Source organism: Paenibacillus sp. J22R56 (assembly GCF_056269375.1).
On sequence record NZ_JBWDNV010000016.1, the window covers coordinates 1 to 16,275 of the forward strand.

Genomic DNA, 16,275 nt, shown 5'->3' on the forward strand with positions numbered 1-16,275 from the left:
TCACCCGTCCGCCGCTAACTTTACCCGAAGGCAAAGTCCGCTCGACTTGCATGTATTAGGCACGCCGCCAGCGTTCGTCCTGAGCCAGGATCAAACTCTCCATGAAATGGTTTTGTTTGACTTGCTCAAACTTGTTTTTATCGCTTTTTCCGTTATTTCTAACGGGGCAGTTTTGCTCGTTGTTCAGTTTTCAAAGAACAATTCTTTTCAGTGTCGTTCGCGTTTATCTCAGCGGCGACAAGAGATAATATATCATGGACGGCCATAGGATTGCAACCCTTTTTTTAAACTTTTTTAAATGGATTTTTCTACCTGTAATTACGAACATTCAGAGCATAACGTGACAGCTCTTTCGGGGAAGCAATTCTTGCATACATACGGAAGATGATTTTGTATCTTCTCGTTATTGCTTGCTTAATATCTCCGTCTAAACGATTGTCATTCAGATCAAGCAGCATTTCATCTAACTCTTTGCGCAGGACGTAATCGAGTTCTTTGCATTCTTTGTCGTTGAATAGAATCCCTAGCATAACTATTGAGCGCCCTCCTAAGCAGTATTGGCCATGCAGCTTGTTGCTGAGGCAGTTTAAAAGCAAAAGCGGCGTTTCGCGATTACGCATCACGACGCCGCTTTACTGTTATGCTCAATAAATGGGAAAAATATTACAACGAACCCACCCAAACACTAATTGTACTTTCAATAATAGCCGCAATAAGCAGTGCAACCGTCAAAATAACAACAACCGGGATCGATCGAATCATGAAATATTCAATCTCTGGACCGGATTTGCCCGATTCCTTCCCCGGTATAATTAGTCGGCCTAATGCTTTAAGTAATAGAACGCCAAATTTCATACCGTATGCACAGGCTATTACAATAGCAGGGATCTCAATAATACCGTGGGGCAGCAAGCCAAGCACTACATGAAACATATCCCCAGTACCATTCGTTTGAGCTACATGCTGCAGCAGGAACCCTACAACCATTCCGTTCAGCACAAGGAAGAAGATCGGGATTATTCCTAATATAGCACCTATATAGATGATAAAGATGGATTTGATGGCATTGTTAAGGAAGATAAAGATCATAAAGGCCAGAGTTGGGTTATCCGATTGTTGAAGGGTCTCCGCCACATCTCCGAGTGCACTGATCTGCTGCTCCAGGTAATCACTAAAGGTACTATTGGTTCCCCCTACAACAAGTCCTGCAAAAAACAAAATGAATCCAAACGTTATGTAGGGATTCATGATTTTGAAATGTGCTTTTATTTCACGCCATCTGAACATGCCGATTCACTCCTAAAAAGAATTATCATACAAACGGCAATGTACAAGCCAGTTGTGATGATTCTTACTTCGAAAGCATTTTCCTAAAAAGAATTATCATACAAACGGCAATGTACAAGCCAGTTGTGATGATTCTTACTTCGAAAGCATTTTCCTAAAAAGAATTATCATACAAACGGCAATGTACAGGCTAGTTGTGATGATTCTTACTTCGAAAGCATTATCCTAAAGAATTATCATACAAACGGCAACGCACAGGCCAATGTGATGATTCTTACTTCGAAAGCATTTTGCGTAAACTTTTTTGTTGATTTGAACAAGCCATGAATATCTTGGGTGTACGAGCATAGATTGTACTAGAACAAGCTTTCAATAGAAAGGAGAGCCTTATCAGATGAACTTCTTTTATGTATTGAACGGACGGAAATTAAAACGTAACTTCCTTATTGTGCTCGCTCTCGTCTTCTCTGTAGGGGTAATCTATGCTGAGAGAGACAACATCACCGTATTCGCTCCGCAGCAGCCGGCTGCAATATACAGTGTCCCTACGGACAAAAAGGTTGTTGCCTTAACTTTCGACATCAGTTGGGGGGACAAGCGGACAGAGCCTATCCTTAAAGTGCTGAAGGACAAGGGTATTACACAGGCTACCTTCTTCCTCTCTTCCCCATGGAGCCAATCCCATCCTGATATTGTGAAGGATATCGTAAATGACGGCTTCGAGATCGGAAGTCATGGTCATAAACACGATAACTACAGCAAGCTTAGTGATGAGGAAATTCGTACGCAAATTACGACTGCACATACCATTTTATCCGATCTAACCGGCAAGCAGCCGAATTTGATTCGGCTCCCTAATGGTGACTTCGATAAACGGGTGCTCCGTATCGCTGAAGAACTGAACTACAAGGTAATTCAATGGGATACGGATTCTCTTGATTGGATGAACATCGGTACGGATAAAATTATTAACCGTGTCGTAAGCCGCGCCCACAATGGCGATATCATCCTGATGCATGCCAGCGATTCCGTTAAACAAACTCATGAAGCACTCCCTGTCATTATTGATCAGCTTCGTGCTAAGGGCTATGAGTTCGTCTCGGTATCGGAATTGATTAATCAAACAGAGTCAGAAGGCCGCGCTGTACAGGACAAAACAACCTCGCTTACAATGCTTGGTCTTGAAGATGCTGTGAGTGCTGCGGATACAGGCTACTAATATTACGCAACCGGCTTTGCGGACGTCGCAGAGTCGGTTGTTATTTTTTTCTGCAGAAGTCTTGGCAGCATGAGGATTTGATAACCATTGCAGATAAACAACGGGATAATCATAAAGACGATCGCGGAAATATTCGTCTCCCCCTGCAGTGCCGGCCATGCTTCTATAAATGTAATGAAGAACATGAGGAATGCCGTTGGTACAAAAGCGGTGGAATTCGTTTGCCTTACTTTAATATAAGCTACTCCTAAAGAGCAGGCTAATAAGACAAGTGGAAGCAACCAGAAGAACCAGTTATTTGTCCGCTGTTCATAAAGCATGTACCCCAGGCCAAACACGCCAAATACGGTTGTATAGCCCTGCAGAGCGTTCCACAGATAGCTTTTCCGGAAAATACTTAATGCGATGTAGTTTAAGGTTAGATATGCAAAGAACCCCATTTGGCTGAATGCTCCTATTAATAAGCCGACCATCGCCATCATGAAGGCGTTGAATCCAGCTGCCTCTAGTCCCATAAATCCGAAGGACGTGTCAGTCCATTGCATAATCGACCCACTGACGACCGTTATGAAGGCCCCAACTGCCATGCAGCTCCAAAAAAGAAAAAACCATCTTTTCAAATTCATTATCGATTGATCCTCCTTCATGTTAGGCGGAAGTCCACGCAAAATAAGCGCTTTCCTGCACCATCCATTATTTTACCACGTTCGTCATAAAAAGCTAACCACGAAGCCATGATAATCCCGTGAACATTAACACATACTACGGTTAAATTCAGCTATGGTGTTTATAGAAGGGAGATCGTGGATGCATGCGTATGCGACTGGCTTTATTAACGGCGCTTTCCGCCCTATCATTCGTCTTAACGAGCTGCGGTGCGGAATCATCCGGAGGTAACCAGCAGATCAGCTACAAGGATATGAAGTCAATGGTCATCGATATACTGAAAACGGAAGATGCACAAAAGGCATTGCAGGAATCGGCACAGCAAATGTCTGGTTATAACGGTAGTGGTACCAAGCTGTTATCGGTACAGGATCAAGAACAGGTTCGGTTAGCAGTAAAAGATGTAATGGTCTCCCCAGAGTATGACAAGGTCATCAAGACGTTAATGACAGATACCCGCTTTGCAGGTGAATTCGCCAAATCCGTAAACAAGCAGAACAAGGATATTCACAAGGAATTGATGAAGGATCCGTCTTATCAAGAGGCGATGATTAAAGCAATGAAGACACCGGAAATGGACAAGATGATTCTAGAGGTGTTACAAAGCACGCAGTATAAGAAGCAAGTCATGTCCCTTATGCAGGAATCGATGCAAAATCCACTGTTCCGCCTGGAAGTGCTTGATCTGATGAAAAAAGCAGTGCAAGAAGAGCTTAAGCCTAAACCAGACGAGAAAGTTGAGAAAAAACAGGACAGCGGTAGCGGTGACGATAGTTCCTCCGAGGAAGATAAACAAAGTGAAGAAGGCGGAAGTGATAGCGGAGGCGATCAATCTTCGACTTAATGGTTAAATTAGCGGTTAGATAGGAATAAAAAAACGTGCAGGATTGAGAGCTCTTACGCTCTCTCCCCTTGCACGTTTTTTATATTAACGACCGCATTTCTGAATGACCTTCTCCGCGATGTTGAGGTAAAGTTCACCTGTTTCGGACTCAGCCTTGTATACTGAAGGCGAGAAATCCGGTTCAGAAATATGATTGTCCGGCTGTCCAAGCGGAATTTGTGCCATGAGCTCGGCATGCAAGGATTCCGCGAGTCGAGCACCACCTCCACGTCCGAAGATATACTCCGGCTCGCCGCATTTGCTGCATTTGTAGTAAGACATGTTCTCGACCACGCCAATAATTTCGTGCTTGGTCTTTATCGCCATTGCACCTGCACGGGCTGCTACAAATGCTGCCGTTGCATGAGGGGTTGTAACGATAATTTCTTTGCTTTGCGGAATGATCTGGTGAACGTCTAGAGCCACGTCACCTGTTCCAGGAGGAAGGTCAAGCAGCAGGTAATCCAGCTCTCCCCACTCGATCTCGGCGAAGAAATTACGAAGCATCTTGCCGAGCATTGGCCCGCGCCATACGATCGGGCTGTTGTCTTCTACAAAGAAGCCCATCGACATCACTTTTACACCGAAGCGTTCGATCGGAATAACCCGTTCGTTCACAATCTCTGGACGATTCTCGATGCCCATCATATCGGGCACACTGAAGCCGTAAATATCTGCGTCGATGATCCCGACGCGTTTGCCCTTGCGGGCTAAAGCGACTGCCAGATTGACGGTCACTGTCGACTTGCCTACGCCGCCTTTACCACTGGCGACGGCAATGAACTGCACCCCGCTGGCTGGATCGAGCAGCGGGTTATCAAGCCCAGCCCCGTGCCCTTGTACGGGGCTGGTGCTTGAAGCGGCGGCTGGCTGAGCCTTGCCGCCGGCTTGGCCTTGCGGTGCGGCAGCTGCTGCGCCCGCGTCGCCCTCGAGCGCACGAAACCGGCAATGCACGGTTTCGGCGCCAGCCCGCGCGAGCGCTTCGCGCAGCGCGGCTTCCAGCGAGGGACGTACCTCCTCGCTGGCAGTAAGGACCGTCATCGAAACTTGACGGTCCTTCACAACAACATCGCGGACTGCGAGCGAGTCCGCGCTATATTTCGCCGTTACTTCACCAACGGCTTCCAACGCTTGTTCACGTGTTAACATGAATGAGTCCCACCTTTATGTAAGAGAGTGATAATTGTAAGCTTCAGAAAGGCTGCTTATTTATAATGATTATAGCATATTAAGCGGGACAAGGTTAATTAGCGGTATTCTCACTTAGCTTCTCCCCAGATGAATAACGAAGCACACCTTGATAAATGGAAGCCGCTACCTTCCGCTGATATTCAGAATCCGCAAGCCGTGATGCTTCCCCCGGATTCGAAAGAAACCCTACTTCAACAAGTGCGGTCGGGATTTCATCGAGTGCCTTAAGAAGATACACATTATTCTTATCCTTCACCGCTACCCGGCTTGTATTCTCCAAGTTGCGACGGATCTCATTCTGAATAAAGGTCGCCAGTACCTGGTTGTCCGGATGATTAGCAGGGTTAAAGAAGGTTTGAGCTCCTGACCATTTCTCCGAAGGAATACTGTTCATATGGATACTGACCACAAGGCTAGGTTTGCTTTCTTTAATATTAGTTACTCGTTGTATCAAATCCTCTGTCTTACGCTTGGAATAACCTCGGGTATCCTGATTCGCAAGATCATAATCCCCTTCTCTCGTCATAACCACAATGGCACCCGCCTGCTGCAGATAGTCCCTCAAATATAAAGCTATAGCCAAATTCAGATCCTTCTCTACAACTCCCTCTTTACTTACAGCTCCTCCGTCAACGCCTCCATGCCCCGCATCAATCGCAATCGTCTTCCCTGATAAAGGCAGTGTCCAATACGACCAGGTCCGAGACACAGGTTCCCCACCTTGGGCAAGTATTATCCAGGTCAACACAAGCGCAGATAACCCGGCTGCAATGCGGAGTGCTCCCTTATAGGTCATCCATACAACTAAACGTTTTCGGCGCATAAAAAAACCACCCCGTTTCCCCAACAAATGATCTCTTAATCATTTATATGGGACGAGATGGTTGTTTATGATGGCCAGGCATTCAATCGCTTAAGCCTAATGAATGAAAATAAATCTACTGGCTGCTCCGACATGCTTCCATCAGAAAAACTTATTTATGCAAACCACATTCCGTTTTCTCTTGGCCAGCCCAACGTCCTGCACGTGGATCTTCACCAGGCATAACTTTACGTGTGCAATATTCGCAGCCGATACTTGGGTAGTTTTGGTCATGCAGCGGATTGTAGATCACATCATTCTCACGAATGTAGTTCCATACGTCTTCCGAAGTCCAACCTGCTATCGGGTTGAATTTAATCAGACCAAACTTCGTATCGTATTCTACTTTTTTAGCGTTCGCACGAGTTGGTGCTTGATCACGACGGATACCCGTAATCCAAGCATTGTACTTGCTCAAGATTCTTGTTAATGGTTCAACTTTACGGATATTACAGCAAGCGTTAGCATCGGATTTCCACAGTTCTTCACCATGCTGTACAGCTTGCTCTTCAGGAGTAATCAATGGTTTTACTTCTACGAATGGAATGCCAGGGTAACGTTCCACCATACGATCACGCGTTTCGTATGTTTCTTTGAAGTGGAAGTCCGTATCCAAATAGAAAATATCTGTTTTCGGGCTGACTTTTTGCAGCATGTCTACAAGTACAACGTCTTCAGCGCCAAAGCTGCATGCAAACGTAATATTAGGGAATGCTTCAACTGCGTAGGCCAAAATTTCTTCTGGCGTCGCATTTTCAAGCTCTTCTGCTTTTTGTTTTACTAAAGCTTCCTTTTCAAACAGGTTCATGGTTTTCCCTCCATTTGTAATACCAAGTAAGTTCATATGCTATTAAATAAAGTATACGTTCTAACGCTAAAATGATCAATGATATGTTTTCACCAAAATGAAATAAAGTTCAGGGAGTTCATCCTAAACCAAGCAGCAACAAGCTTCGGACATCTAACATATAATGCAAAAAACACCTCCCCCGCAAAGCGGAGAAGGTGTTCGATACAAATATTAACGTTTCGAGAATTGTGGCGCGCGACGAGCTGCTTTAAGACCGTATTTTTTACGTTCTTTCATGCGTGGGTCACGAGTCAGGAAGCCAGCACGTTTCAGAGCTGGGCGGAACTCAGGGTCTGCTTTAAGCAGAGCGCGGGAGATACCGTGGCGGATAGCGCCAGCTTGACCAGACATACCGCCGCCGTTAGCGATTACGATAACGTCGTAGTTGTTCAAAGTTTCAGTCAGAACCAATGGTTGCTTAACGATCAGCTTCAATGTTTCTAGACCAAAATATTCGTTCAAGTCGCGTTTGTTTACAATGATTCGTCCTTCACCTGGCACCAAACGTACACGTGCAACAGAGTGTTTACGACGACCGGTTCCATAGTATTGAACTTGTGCCATGAAACTGTCCTCCCCTTATTAACCGCGAAGTTCGTAAACTTCTGGATTTTGTGCTTGATGCGGATGCTCCGAACCAGCGTATGCTTTAAGTCTAAGTTTCATTGCGTTACCTTGACGAGTTTTTGGCAACATGCCGTGAACAGCCAATTCGATAGCGCGGTCAGCTTTTTTAGCGATCATTTCGTGAGCTGGAGTTACTTTCAAACCACCAGAGTAACCCGAGTGACGATAGTACATTTTGTTTTGCATTTTCTTACCAGTCAGTACAACTTTATCAGCGTTGACAACGATAACGAAATCGCCAGTGTCAACGTGAGGAGTAAATTGCGGTTTGTGCTTGCCGCGGATCAGGCTAGCAGCTTCAGTAGCCAGACGGCCGAGCGTTTTACCAGCAGCATCAATGATGTGCCATTTGCGCTCAACTTCATTTGGCTTAGCCATATACGTAGTACGCATGGATGATCCTCCTTATTTCCATTACAGTTAAAGTTTTATTAAACAACGTTTCACGTTTTAGTTAATTCAGATGTTGCTGCCAAGTTTGTGACGGTCTTAGTCGGGGCTGTGGGATAGCCACTAAGAAAGCACAAGTTATATTCTACTATAGATAATGGCCTAAATCAAGAAGTTATTAAATGTAAATTGCATTTTGTCCGGATAATCGACTTTCATTAACATTAGACCATGAGGCATCGCTGTTGGCCCTGCGAGAGACCGTTTACGGCCGTCCAATATGCGCGCCATATCTTCGGGCTTTAGCTTCCCGTGGCCGACATGAAGCAGCGTACCCATCACGATTCTAATCATGTTATAAAGAAATCCGTTACCGGTCATATACATATGGAGCATTTGTCCCTCACGCTCGAAATAAGCCTCGTAGATGGTCCGTACATGATGCGGCTTGGTCGAGTGAATAGATGTAAATGAAGTGAAGTCATGCTCCCCCACAAGGCAGCTAAGCCCTTGCTGCATCGCTTCAACATTAAGTGGTGTAGGATGATGGAATGCATAACGGCGGTAGAACACATCCGGAAACTTCCCCATATCAATCGTATAGCGATATGTCTTCCGTTTAGCTGAGCGTCTCGAGTGGAATTGCTCAGGCACCTCATAGGCATCTGTAATCACAATATCCCTCGGCAGCCGGGTATTCAAAGCAATCGCCCAACGTTCCGCTGGAATCGCAGATTCCGTATGGAAGTTGAATACTTGTCCCGTCGCATGCACGCCGGCATCCGTTCTGCCAGATCCGATAATGATAAGATCCTCACCGGTCAGCTTTTTGATCGCCAGCTCGATCTCTTGCTGGATGGTCCTTCCGAACGGCTGAGACTGAAACCCGTTAAAGTCCGTCCCGTCGTAGCTTACCGTTACAGCTATATTCCTCATCCTTCACCACCTCCCCATATGTTAATAACACACGCAATTAACATTCAATCCCCTTAATTTCAAAAGGGTGAACCCTTTTCGGCCGCTCTTTTTTCTTGCCTATTTTCTTTGAGTCTGCTCTGGCCTGTAGGCGGAGTGAAAGGTTTGAGCCGAAGAAGCAAGTTAATGCTTACGGAGTAGCTTTCTTAGAGAAAGCTTTCAGCGTTCGCCTTTGTTTCCGGATTTCAACCGCTTAAGCGAGTTGTAATCGAAGAAATCCGGAAACAACAGCGATCGGAGGTCCATACCTTTCACGCAGCACACATATAGCCAAAGCAGTCTCATCGAATCGGGCAATAAAAAAAGGTGGCCTCAAGGGTCCACCCTTTCTCACCGCGAAACGTAGCTCTCCGCTCAGAGCGGCGAGCTGATTACGCTTGTGTTACGCACGGTCAACCAGTTCCAGGTACACCATAGGCGCAGCGTCGCCACGGCGAGGTCCCAGTTTCAAAATCCGTGTGTATCCGCCCGCACGTTCCGAGTAACGGGTGGCCAGCTCGGAGAACAGTTTTTGGATTGCATCTTGCTCTCCGTCAACAGTTTCACGACGAACGTAAGCAGCTACTTGACGACGAGCGTGCAAGTCACCTTTTTTCGCTTTCGTGATCAGTTTTTCAGCGATCGAACGAACCTCTTTCGCTTTAGCTTCTGTTGTTTGAATGCGCTCATACAGGAATAGGTCAGTAACGAGGTCACGGAAAAGTGCTTTCCGCGCGCTAGCGTCACGGCCCAATTTTTGATATGCCATCTTGATTTCCCCTCCCTTGCCTATAGTCTGTTCTAGATGCTCAAGATTCTACTCTTCCATGCGAAGGCCAAGACCAAGCTCTTCGAGCTTCTCTTGAACTTCCTCAAGGGATTTACGGCCCAGGTTACGAACCTTCATCATATCCTCTTCGGATTTCGTAATCAGCTCTTGAACAGTGTTAATGCCTGCACGTTTCAAGCAGTTGTAGGAACGCACGGAAAGATCCAGTTCTTCGATAGTCATCTCCAGAACTTTCTCTTTCTTGTCCTCTTCCTTCTCGACCATGATTTCCGCGTCTTTGGCTTCATCGGTCAATCCGACGAACAGGTCCAAATGCTCGGTCAAAATTTTAGCGCCAAGGCTTACAGCCTCTTCCGGTCTAATACTACCGTCAGTCCATACTTCAAGCGTAAGCTTGTCGTAGTTGGTTACTTGACCAACGCGGGTATTTTCAACGCTGTAATTGACACGGGTAATTGGCGTGTAAATCGAATCAACGGGAATAACCCCAATCGGTTGATCGTCCCGTTTGTTACGGTCCGCTTGGACATAACCACGTCCGCGATTGGCAAAAATTCTCAAATGGAGCCGCGCGCCGGAGGCCAAGGTTGCGATGTGAAGATCAGGGTTCAAAATCTCGACATCGCTGTCAGCTCGAATATCCCCTGCCGTAACGATTCCTTCGCCTTCAGCGTCGATTTCCAGCACCTTTTCTTCATCGGAGTGGATTTTCAACGAGAGGCCTTTCAAGTTCAGAATGATCTCAGTTACGTCCTCGATCACTCCTGGAACCGTAGAGAACTCGTGAAGCACTCCGTCGATTTGAACAGATGTTACTGCTGCGCCCGGCAGCGAGGACAATAAAATTCGGCGAAGCGAATTTCCAAGCGTCGTGCCATATCCACGCTCGAGCGGTTCTACTACGAAACGCCCGTAAGTTCCATCCTCATTCAAATCTACGGTCTCGATTTTCGGCTTTTCGATCTCAATCACTAATAGTACCCTCCTTCAAACGTCGCTCCGTTACCTTCGTTTTGTGTAGTCAAATCTCGTAGTATGCCAAACCTTCACAACCATTATTCACAAGTTGTTGTTATTTGATACCACAGCGGACCCAACTATACGCGACGACGTTTTGGCGGACGGCATCCGTTGTGAGGAACTGGCGTTACGTCTTTAATCAGGTTAACTTCCAGACCAGCTGCTTGAAGCGAACGAATCGCTGCTTCGCGGCCTGCGCCAGGACCTTTAACCATAACCTCAACAGCTTTCATGCCATGTTCCATCGCTGCTTTAGCTGCAGATTCAGCTGCCATTTGAGCTGCGAAAGGCGTGGATTTACGCGAACCTTTGAAGCCCAGGTTACCGGAGCTTGCCCAAGAGATTGCGTTGCCATGTGGGTCAGTGATCGTTACGATCGTGTTATTGAATGTCGAACGGATGTGTGCTACGCCCGACTCAATATTTTTCCGGTCACGACGTTTTGTACGAACGACTTTTTTAGGTTTAGCCATTGCCCTATTTCACCCCTTTATTATTTCTTTTTGTTAGCTACAGTCCGACGAGGACCTTTACGCGTACGCGCATTTGTTTTCGTGCGTTGACCACGAACAGGCAAACCACGACGGTGACGAACACCACGGTAGCAACCGATCTCGATCAGGCGTTTAATGTTAAGCGAAATTTCACGACGCAGGTCGCCTTCCACTTTAACGGATTTGTCAATTGCTTCACGCAATTTCGCAAGCTCGTCTTCTGTCAGATCGCGAACACGAGTGTCAGCGTTAACGCCAGCAGAGCTCAAGATTTTTTGCGAAGTTGTTTTACCAATACCGAAAATGTATGTCAGGGCGATTTCGACGCGTTTATCACGCGGCAAGTCTACACCAGCTATACGTGCCATAGGCCGTTGTCCCTCCTTTTATCCTTGTTTTTGTTTGTGTTTCGGATTTTCACAAATTACCATAACGTTGCCTTTACGACGAATGACTTTGCATTTTTCGCAAATCGGCTTTACCGAAGGTCTAACCTTCATTGTGAATTACCTCCCGAATCCTTCGCAAGTAAACCGCAGGCGGTTTACTTCCGATAGGTGATGCGCCCTCTTGATAAATCATAAGGCGATAACTGTATAACCACTTTGTCCCCAGTCAAAATACGGATGAAATGCATTCTGAGCTTACCGGAAACATGTGCGAGAATTTGATGACCGTTCTCCAGCTCCACCTTGAACATGGCATTCGGCAGCGGTTCAATTACCGTACCTTCGACCTCAATGACGTCTTCCTTAGCCACCGTCATTCTCCTTTCGCATGTGCGTACTTCTGAATCACATAACGTAACTTGGCATTGGTCACCCTGCCCGTTTCAAGCAAGCTGCTTGTAACTTCGCTGCTTATAGCGGGTTGTAACTCGAGATGCAGAACGTTCTTTTTCTTCGGTTGATCAAACCTGCGTTTATCGCCATCGACGATAAGAACGAAGCGTTCGTCAACAATGTCAATAATAACAGCATAGCTGTTCTCATCCTTGCCCCGAAGCACCTTGACGATTTGACCGATTTGCGGTTGTTTATCCATAACAGATTACACCGAATGCGGTAGTTTCGTCAAAATTTCGAATCCGTCCTCCGATACGGCAACCGTGTGCTCGAAGTGAGCGCACCAGGAGCCGTCTTCCGTTACGACCGTCCAATTGTCTTCAAGCGTACGAACGTAACGTTCGCCGATGTTGACCATAGGTTCGATGCAAAGCACCATTCCTGGCTTAAGACGTGGCCCGCGATCCGGAATGCCGTAATTCGGAATTTGCGGTTCCTCGTGGAGGTCCTTGCCAATACCGTGTCCGACAAATTCCCTTACAATCGAAAAGCCCGCCGCTTCGGCAACCTGTTGAACCGCATGCGATATTGTAAATAAACGAACATCTGGGCGGATCAGATTCAGTCCTGCGTACAGAGACTGTTCTGTCACCTCAAGTAATCGCTTGACTTCATCCGAGACGTTGCCGACCGGGTAAGTCCAAGCCGAATCACCATGATAGCCTTTATACTGCGCTCCAATGTCGATGCTTATAATATCGCCTTCGTTCAACTTACGAGGTCCGGGAAAACCGTGTACCAGCTCGTCATTTACAGAAGCGCAAATGCTGGCAGGAAAACCATTGTAACCTTTGAAGGATGGCTCAGCGCCTTGACTGCGAATGTACGCTTCGGCCAGCTGATCGAGTTCCTGGGTAGTTACCCCGGGTTTAATCGCTTCAGCCATAATCCGATGTGTCTCCGCAACAATGCGGCCGGCTTCCCTCATATATCGCAGCTCCGATTCGGATTTGCAAATGATCATTACAATGAACCTCGCAAGCAGGAAACAATCTCAGCCGTAACCGTATCGATTTCCTTCTCGCCGTCGACTTCGCAAAGTAGACCTTTACCATTGTAGTAGTCGAGAAGTGGTGCGGTTTTCGAGATATACTCGTCAAGACGCGTTCCGACTTTCTCTTCCGTGTCATCCGACCGTTGGTACAATTCACCGCCGCATTTGTCGCAGACGCCTTCTTGTTTCGGTGCGTTGAACATTACATGGTACGTTGATCCGCATGCTTTACAAATGCGACGTCCAGTCAGACGAGCAAGCAGCAAGCCGCGATCAACCTTCAAATTAACAACATGGTCAATGCCGCGGTTCAATTCTGTCAGCATAACATCAAGCGCTTCGGCTTGCTGCAGCGTACGTGGAAAACCATCGAGCAAGAAACCTTTATTACAATCGTCTTGAGCAAGACGCTCTTTGACAATACCGTTCGTAATCTCATCGGGAACGAGCAGTCCTTGATCGACAAACTCTTTCGCTTTAAGACCGAGCGGAGTCCCCTGTTTCATCGCAAGACGGAATGCATCGCCTGTCGAGATGTGCGGAATGCCAAACTCTTCAACGATACGTTCTGCTTGCGTCCCTTTACCGGCCCCCGGAGGACCCATGAATAAAATGTTCATTCCGTCTTCCTCGCTTTAAGCACAATAGGCTCGTGCGGGTTCCGTCCATCGCATGCGACGTTACGGAAGCCCGGTCGGAACCTATTGTTATTTATTGATAAACCCTTTGTAATGGCGTTTTATCAACTGGCTCTCGATTTGCTTCATCGTATCAAGTGCAACACCGATGACGATAAGAAGCGAGGTACCGCCCAGTCTTACCGAAGCTGGCAATCCGGCGATTTCACCGAACAGCACCGGCAACAAGGAGATAACGGCCAGGAAAATCGCACCCGTCAGTGTGATCCGCGACAATACGCGAGTCAAGTAAGAAGATGTTGGTTTGCCAGGACGAATACCTGGAATGTAACCACCGTTCTTCTTCATTTGATCCGCCATTTGAACCGGATTGATCTGTACGAATGTATAGAAGAACGTGAACCCGATAATCAACAGAACATAAAGTACCATGCCAAGCGGTTTGGTATAAGTTAAGTTCTGCGTGATCCAATCAGCCCAAGCGGCACCTGCCCAAAATTGTGCGATTGTTGCCGGGAACATCAATAACGAAATTGCGAAAATGACCGGAATAACCCCTGCACCGTTCACTTTCATTGGTATGTGAGTCGATTGACCACCATACATCTTCCGTCCAACTACACGTTTAGCATATTGAACCGGAATTTTACGGATACCTTGTTGTACGAAGATAACCCCTACAATAATCAGTACAATCGCCAGAGCGATCAGTACAACCTTGCCGATACTCCAGAACAAGTTGCCATCTTGGCCAACAAATTCTGTTTGGTAAATCGTACGGAAATGTTGTGGAATGCTTGCTGCGATAGCGGCAAAGATCAGAATCGAAATACCGTTACCGATACCACGTTCTGTAATCTGCTCACCAAGCCACATCAGGAATGATACGCCCGCTGTCAGTACGATAGCGATAAGCAAGTAATCTACAAAATTTGCACCAGGTACCATCTCATAGTTGTATTGACGATTGAAGCCGATTGCTGTTGCAAAACCTTGCAATAAACCAAGGATTACCGTGCCGTAACGTGTAATCTGCGCGAGCTTCTTTTTCCCGTTCTCGCCTTCCTTCGCCCATTCGGCGAATTTAGGGATAACGTCCATCGATAACAGCTGCACGATGATCGAAGCTGTAATGTATGGAGCGATACCAATCGCAAAGATTGAGAATTGGAACAGGGCCCCGCCGGAGAACGTATTAAGCAAACCGAACAGATTCACACCGGTTTGGTCAATCTGTTTGAATACATCTTTGTTAACGCCTGGCGCCGGAATAAATGCTCCGATGCGATAAACAAGCAGAATGAAAAGGGTGAAAAGGATCCGCTTGCGCAAATCCGCCACTTTCCAAATGTTGGACACGGTGTTGAACAATTAGATCACCTCGGTTTTACCGCCGGCAGCCTGGATTTTCTCTACCGCAGATTGAGAGAACTTGTTTGCTTTAACAGTCAATTGAACCGTAATTTCGCCGTTACCCAAAATCTTAATGCCCGCCAAAGGATTTTTGATGATCCCTTGCTCAATAAGAACTTCTGGAGTAACTTCGGTACCTGCTGCAAAGTTATTCAACTCTTCAATGTTCACGATAGCGTACTCCGTACGGAAACGGTTGTTGAAACCACGTTTCGGCAAACGACGGTACAATGGGTTTTGGCCACCCTCGAATCCAGGACGTACACCGCCGCCGGAACGAGCATTTTGACCTTTATGACCACGACCTGCAGTTTTACCATTGCCGGAGCCAATACCGCGACCTTTACGCTTACCCACTTGCGTGGAGCCTGGTGCTGGTGCGAGTTCATGCAATTTCATCGTTCTTGCACCTCCTTATTTATTTCTTGTAGCAAGCGTTCAGCTTACACTTCTTCTACTTTAACCAAGTGGCTTACAGCATTAACCATGCCGCGAACAGCCTCGCTGTCGTTCAAAACAACGGATTGACGAATTTTCTTCAAACCGAAGGATTCAACAGTAGCACGTTGTTTCTCGTTGCGGCCGATCAAACTGCGAACGAGGGTGATTTGCAATTTTGCCATCCTATTCCCCTCCTTAACCTAACAGCTCTTCGACAGTTTTACCACGAAGCTTAGCAACATCTTCCGCACGTTTCAGGCGGGAAAGGCCTTCAAGCGTTGCGTTTACCATGTTCATGGAGTTCGAAGAACCAAGCGATTTCGTCAGGATATCGCCTACACCAGCCAGTTCGAGTACTGCACGAACAGGACCGCCGGCGATAACACCTGTACCTTTGGATGCCGGTTTCAGGAGAACTTCCCCTGCACCGAAGTGTCCAACTACTAGATGTGGAATTGTTGTTCCTACGAGTGGAACGTGGATCAGGTTTTTCTTAGCGTCTTCGATACCTTTGCGAATCGCATCAGGTACTTCGCCCGCTTTACCGATCCCTGCGCCTACATAGCCATTGCCGTCGCCGACAACTACGAGCGCACTAAAGCTGAAACGACGTCCGCCCTTAACAACTTTAGCTACACGGTTGATATGGACAACTTTTTCAGTCAGTTCTAACGTATTTGGATCTACACGCAAGTCGATTAACCTCCTTAT

24 protein-coding genes and 1 rRNA gene are annotated in these 16,275 nt (G+C 46.7%); 2 read left to right on the plus strand and 23 right to left on the minus strand.

Features of this window, described 5'->3' with window-relative positions; genetic code table 11:
• The 3 genes from AC0YNT_RS29135 to AC0YNT_RS29145 form a co-directional block, all read right to left on the minus strand.
• A 16S ribosomal RNA gene (locus tag AC0YNT_RS29135) occupies positions 1–106 on the minus strand; the annotation flags it as partial.
• A gap of 202 nt (positions 107–308) precedes the next feature.
• Positions 309–530 carry a hypothetical protein gene (locus AC0YNT_RS29140; RefSeq protein WP_015847185.1) on the minus strand — a complete coding sequence of 74 codons (222 nt, stop codon included), beginning with the start codon at positions 528–530 and terminating at the stop codon, positions 309–311.
• Positions 531–663: 133 nt separating this feature from the next.
• Positions 664–1,287: a stage II sporulation protein M gene (locus AC0YNT_RS29145; RefSeq protein WP_475807754.1), complete on the minus strand. Its 624-nt coding sequence runs from the start codon at positions 1,285–1,287 to the stop codon at positions 664–666.
• A 394-nt stretch (positions 1,288–1,681) separates the two neighbouring features.
• Here AC0YNT_RS29145 and pdaB point away from each other — a divergent pair, with 394 nt between their 5' ends.
• Positions 1,682–2,506 carry a polysaccharide deacetylase family sporulation protein PdaB gene (gene pdaB / locus AC0YNT_RS29150; RefSeq protein WP_167282913.1) on the plus strand — a complete coding sequence of 275 codons (825 nt, stop codon included), beginning with the start codon at positions 1,682–1,684 and terminating at the stop codon, positions 2,504–2,506.
• A gap of 2 nt (positions 2,507–2,508) precedes the next feature.
• Here the strand turns inward: pdaB and AC0YNT_RS29155 are convergent, their stop codons facing one another.
• Positions 2,509–3,132 (minus strand): KinB-signaling pathway activation protein, encoded by a 624-nt coding sequence (locus AC0YNT_RS29155; RefSeq protein WP_475807755.1) that lies wholly within the window; start codon positions 3,130–3,132, stop codon positions 2,509–2,511.
• Between the two features lie 185 nt (positions 3,133–3,317).
• Here AC0YNT_RS29155 and gerD point away from each other — a divergent pair, with 185 nt between their 5' ends.
• Positions 3,318–4,016 (plus strand): spore germination lipoprotein GerD, encoded by a 699-nt coding sequence (gene gerD / locus AC0YNT_RS29160; RefSeq protein ID WP_475807756.1) that lies wholly within the window; start codon positions 3,318–3,320, stop codon positions 4,014–4,016.
• Positions 4,017–4,100: 84 nt separating this feature from the next.
• Here the strand turns inward: gerD and AC0YNT_RS29165 are convergent, their stop codons facing one another.
• The 19 genes from AC0YNT_RS29165 to rpsE form a co-directional block, all read right to left on the minus strand.
• Entirely contained in the window at positions 4,101–5,204 is a 1,104-nt protein-coding gene (locus tag AC0YNT_RS29165) for an Mrp/NBP35 family ATP-binding protein (protein WP_475807757.1), read from the minus strand.
• Between the two features lie 94 nt (positions 5,205–5,298).
• Positions 5,299–6,069 (minus strand): N-acetylmuramoyl-L-alanine amidase CwlD, encoded by a 771-nt coding sequence (gene cwlD, locus AC0YNT_RS29170; RefSeq protein ID WP_475807758.1) that lies wholly within the window; start codon positions 6,067–6,069, stop codon positions 5,299–5,301.
• A gap of 151 nt (positions 6,070–6,220) precedes the next feature.
• A complete protein-coding gene (locus AC0YNT_RS29175; RefSeq protein WP_475807759.1) occupies positions 6,221–6,916 on the minus strand; it encodes a phosphoadenylyl-sulfate reductase in 696 nt (231 codons plus the stop codon).
• Between the two features lie 213 nt (positions 6,917–7,129).
• Positions 7,130–7,522 carry a 30S ribosomal protein S9 gene (gene rpsI / locus AC0YNT_RS29180; protein ID WP_015847193.1) on the minus strand — a complete coding sequence of 131 codons (393 nt, stop codon included), beginning with the start codon at positions 7,520–7,522 and terminating at the stop codon, positions 7,130–7,132.
• Positions 7,523–7,540: 18 nt separating this feature from the next.
• Positions 7,541–7,978: a 50S ribosomal protein L13 gene (gene rplM / locus AC0YNT_RS29185; protein ID WP_475807760.1), complete on the minus strand. Its 438-nt coding sequence runs from the start codon at positions 7,976–7,978 to the stop codon at positions 7,541–7,543.
• A 159-nt stretch (positions 7,979–8,137) separates the two neighbouring features.
• Positions 8,138–8,911, minus strand: a complete 774-nt coding sequence (truA, locus tag AC0YNT_RS29190) for a tRNA pseudouridine(38-40) synthase TruA (protein ID WP_475807761.1) — start codon at positions 8,909–8,911, stop codon at positions 8,138–8,140.
• A 421-nt stretch (positions 8,912–9,332) separates the two neighbouring features.
• Positions 9,333–9,698, minus strand: coding sequence for a 50S ribosomal protein L17 (rplQ, locus tag AC0YNT_RS29195; protein WP_091190749.1), 366 nt, complete (start codon positions 9,696–9,698; stop codon positions 9,333–9,335).
• A 48-nt stretch (positions 9,699–9,746) separates the two neighbouring features.
• Positions 9,747–10,691, minus strand: a complete 945-nt coding sequence (locus AC0YNT_RS29200; RefSeq protein WP_015847197.1) for a DNA-directed RNA polymerase subunit alpha — start codon at positions 10,689–10,691, stop codon at positions 9,747–9,749.
• 125 nt (positions 10,692–10,816) lie between these two features.
• Positions 10,817–11,212, minus strand: coding sequence for a 30S ribosomal protein S11 (gene rpsK / locus AC0YNT_RS29205; RefSeq protein ID WP_148933645.1), 396 nt, complete (start codon positions 11,210–11,212; stop codon positions 10,817–10,819).
• A 20-nt stretch (positions 11,213–11,232) separates the two neighbouring features.
• Positions 11,233–11,601 carry a 30S ribosomal protein S13 gene (rpsM, locus tag AC0YNT_RS29210; protein ID WP_091190746.1) on the minus strand — a complete coding sequence of 123 codons (369 nt, stop codon included), beginning with the start codon at positions 11,599–11,601 and terminating at the stop codon, positions 11,233–11,235.
• Between the two features lie 18 nt (positions 11,602–11,619).
• A complete protein-coding gene (gene rpmJ / locus AC0YNT_RS29215; protein WP_003333770.1) occupies positions 11,620–11,733 on the minus strand; it encodes a 50S ribosomal protein L36 in 114 nt (37 codons plus the stop codon).
• 44 nt (positions 11,734–11,777) lie between these two features.
• Positions 11,778–11,993: a translation initiation factor IF-1 gene (gene infA / locus AC0YNT_RS29220; protein WP_015847200.1), complete on the minus strand. Its 216-nt coding sequence runs from the start codon at positions 11,991–11,993 to the stop codon at positions 11,778–11,780.
• Between the two features lie 2 nt (positions 11,994–11,995).
• Positions 11,996–12,277: a KOW domain-containing RNA-binding protein gene (locus AC0YNT_RS29225; RefSeq protein ID WP_167282896.1), complete on the minus strand. Its 282-nt coding sequence runs from the start codon at positions 12,275–12,277 to the stop codon at positions 11,996–11,998.
• A 6-nt stretch (positions 12,278–12,283) separates the two neighbouring features.
• The gene (gene map, locus AC0YNT_RS29230; RefSeq protein ID WP_475807762.1) at positions 12,284–13,042 is read right to left on the minus strand and encodes a type I methionyl aminopeptidase; all 759 of its coding nucleotides are present in this window, start codon (positions 13,040–13,042) and stop codon (positions 12,284–12,286) included.
• Complete coding sequence (locus AC0YNT_RS29235; protein WP_475807763.1) at positions 13,042–13,692, minus strand: adenylate kinase; 651 nt, start codon at positions 13,690–13,692, stop codon at positions 13,042–13,044. Before AC0YNT_RS29235 ends, map begins: the two co-directional genes overlap by 1 nt.
• Before the next feature lie 87 nt (positions 13,693–13,779).
• Positions 13,780–15,081, minus strand: coding sequence for a preprotein translocase subunit SecY (gene secY, locus AC0YNT_RS29240; protein WP_475807764.1), 1,302 nt, complete (start codon positions 15,079–15,081; stop codon positions 13,780–13,782).
• Entirely contained in the window at positions 15,082–15,522 is a 441-nt protein-coding gene (gene rplO / locus AC0YNT_RS29245) for a 50S ribosomal protein L15 (RefSeq protein ID WP_167282888.1), read from the minus strand.
• Between the two features lie 44 nt (positions 15,523–15,566).
• Positions 15,567–15,746 (minus strand): 50S ribosomal protein L30, encoded by a 180-nt coding sequence (rpmD, locus tag AC0YNT_RS29250; RefSeq protein ID WP_167282884.1) that lies wholly within the window; start codon positions 15,744–15,746, stop codon positions 15,567–15,569.
• Positions 15,747–15,759: 13 nt separating this feature from the next.
• Positions 15,760–16,257 (minus strand): 30S ribosomal protein S5, encoded by a 498-nt coding sequence (rpsE, locus tag AC0YNT_RS29255; protein ID WP_091190731.1) that lies wholly within the window; start codon positions 16,255–16,257, stop codon positions 15,760–15,762.
• Positions 16,258–16,275 lie beyond the last annotated feature (18 nt).